The organism is Mesorhizobium sp. M7A.F.Ca.ET.027.03.2.1 (assembly GCF_003999175.1).
In the GTDB taxonomy this organism is placed as follows: domain Bacteria; phylum Pseudomonadota; class Alphaproteobacteria; order Rhizobiales; family Rhizobiaceae; genus Mesorhizobium.
In genome coordinates, this window is sequence record NZ_RZOM01001044.1 from 1 (window position 1) to 2,201 (window position 2,201).

At 62.9% G+C, this 2,201-nt stretch carries 3 protein-coding genes and 1 pseudogene; 2 read left to right on the forward strand and 2 right to left on the reverse strand.

Features of this window, described 5'->3' with window-relative positions; translation table 11 throughout:
• On the forward strand, positions 1-815 hold an 815-nt coding region (locus EN750_RS30875), incomplete at its 5' end, for a TIGR01620 family protein (RefSeq protein ID WP_127398985.1).
• Positions 816-949: 134 nt separating this feature from the next.
• Complete coding sequence (locus tag EN750_RS30880; protein WP_127398986.1) at positions 950-1,504, forward strand: hypothetical protein; 555 nt, start codon at positions 950-952, stop codon at positions 1,502-1,504.
• A gap of 93 nt (positions 1,505-1,597) precedes the next feature.
• Here EN750_RS30880 and EN750_RS30885 read toward each other — a convergent pair whose 3' ends face one another.
• Positions 1,598-1,864 carry a hypothetical protein gene (locus EN750_RS30885; protein ID WP_127271315.1) on the reverse strand — a complete coding sequence of 89 codons (267 nt, stop codon included), beginning with the start codon at positions 1,862-1,864 and terminating at the stop codon, positions 1,598-1,600.
• 182 nt (positions 1,865-2,046) lie between these two features.
• Positions 2,047-2,201 (reverse strand): annotated as a pseudogene (locus EN750_RS30890) (MFS transporter); the annotation flags it as partial.

Sequence of the window (2,201 nt, forward strand, 5' to 3'; positions counted from 1 at the left end):
GCCTATGGACCGACGAACTCATACGCGACCTCTTCGCGCGCGCCGAATGGCTGGGCTGGCTGGCGGCGGGCATGGCCGCCATTGCCGTGCTGGCGCTTGTGGTTATCCTGATTCGCGAATTCCTGGCGATCGCCCGCCTCGCCGAGGTCGAAAAGCTGCAGAAGCGTGCGCTCGACGCGATCGCCCGCGACGATCCCAAGGCGGCACGATCGGTCGTCGACGAATTGTCGGCCTTTGTCGCGGCCAAACCCGAAACCGCGGCCGGCCGGCGCGCGCTGGCCGAACTGCGCGGCGAAATCATCGACGGCGGCAATCTCGTGCGCCTGGCCGAGGCAGAAATTCTGGGCCCCCTCGATGCCAGGGCGAAGGTGATGATTCTCGAAGCCGCCAAACGCGTTTCGCTGGTGACGGCGGTCAGTCCACGCGCACTCGTCGATGTCGCCTATGTCGTGTTCGAGGCGGGGCGGCTCATTCGCCGTCTCTCGGAACTCTATGGCGGGCGGCCCGGAACGCTGGGTTTCTTCCGCCTGGCGCGCAGCGTGCTGGCGCATCTGGCGGTCACCGGCTCGATCGCCGTCGGTGACAGTTTCGTCCAGCAGATCGTCGGCCACGGCCTGGCCGCGCGCCTTTCGGCCAAGCTTGGCGAGGGCGTCGTCAACGGCATGATGACGGCGCGCATCGGCATCGCCGCGATGGAGACGGCGCGACCCCTGCCCTTCAGCGCCGCCAAGCGTCCCGGATTGGGCGCCTTCCTCTCGGCGCTGACATCGTTCGCAACCAGGAAAGACGGTGAAACGACCCGATCCGGCAAGTGAGCCGGCTGGAGTGTCTGGATCTTCGGAATTGTTACCGGACTGCTTTGCGGCGGCCTCGCGGTGACGAAGCATTAACCAATCTTGTTCATGGTCAGACGGGTTCCAAACAGCATCTTTGTTGCCGGGTGTCGTCGATGAAAAGCGTAATTCTATCCAGCGTCCTGCCCCTGGCAACGGTGATTGCGGCAGTCGTCGGCCTTGCCGGAGTGGCCTCTGCGGCGGAGCCGGACAAGCAGTTCTTCCAGGCGGCAGAAGGCAAGTGGATCGGACCCGGCGAAATTGTCGCCGGCAAGTACAAAGGCACCAAGTTCAACTGCAGCTTCACCGGCTCGACGCCCGACGGCAAGGTCGGCATGTCGCTCGACGGCGGCTGCCGGGTTGGCATGTTCACCCAGCAGATGTCGGCCAAGATCGAGCGCAAGGGCCGCGAGGGCTACAAGGGCAGCTTTATGGGTGGCGCGGCCGGTTCCGGCCTCGACATCATCGGCGGCAACGTCGTCGATCCCCGCAAAGTGGTCTTCACCATCAACCGCAACCAGCTCCGCGGCGTCATGCAGGCTCGCATCCCTGACGACAATTCGATGACAGTGACTATTGCCGTGCGCGTCGACGACCAATTGGTGCCGGTGATCGGCATGAGCCTGAAGCGCGTCGACGCAGTCGAAGTCGGCTCCATCGCGCCGAACTGAAAAATCCGAAAAAAAGGCGGCGACCCAACGGTCACCGCCCTCTCCCTTGACCAATCGAATCAGGCGCTTAGGCCTTGATCTCAAATCAGGGCGTTAGCCTTTGATTGTGGCCGTCAGTTCGTCATAGGCCTTGCAGGCGTCGGCCAATGTCGTAGCGCCCTGATACTTGGTTGTCACCGCCTGGACCTTGGCCGTCAGATCAGCCGCTTTGGACGGGTCCTTGGTAATCGCTTCCTGCAGCGCGGTAGCCATGTCCTGCGCCTTCTTGGTCGCGATTTCCGCCGTGCACTCGGGCGCCTTCGAGCAAGCCGAACCGGCAAGCACCGCCAGGCCGACGGCAACAAACAAAAACTTCTTCATGTCAGTCATCTCCTCAAAAAGGGCGCGACTTGATCGTCGATCACCCTCCAATGGCCGAAGCCGAGCGTCCTTAGCCTTCGATTGCGGCAAGATGCAACGTGTTCCCGGCCTCAACTTGTGTATCGCGCCTGCAACATCGGCGGCGGCCCGGATTCAGGCTATTTTATCGGCGGCAGCAAAGTTCAGCTGCGTGGCTGCAGCAGCGCCAAGACGGCGGTCGATGCGGCAAGGACAGCAGTCAGAGTCAAAGGCCCGGTCGCGCCATAGGTGTCCACGACATAGCCGCCGACAACCGCGCCGATGGTGATGGCAATTTGGAAAGAGGTGACCATCAGGC

Bases quoted from the DNA above. Each gene is read 5' to 3' on its own strand.
- EN750_RS30885 (WP_127271315.1), bottom strand. From the start codon at position 1,864: ATGAAGAAGTTTTTGTTTGTTGCCGTCGGCCTGGCGGTGCTTGCCGGT.
- EN750_RS30880 (WP_127398986.1), top strand. From the start codon at position 950: ATGAAAAGCGTAATTCTATCCAGCGTCCTGCCCCTGGCAACGGTGATT.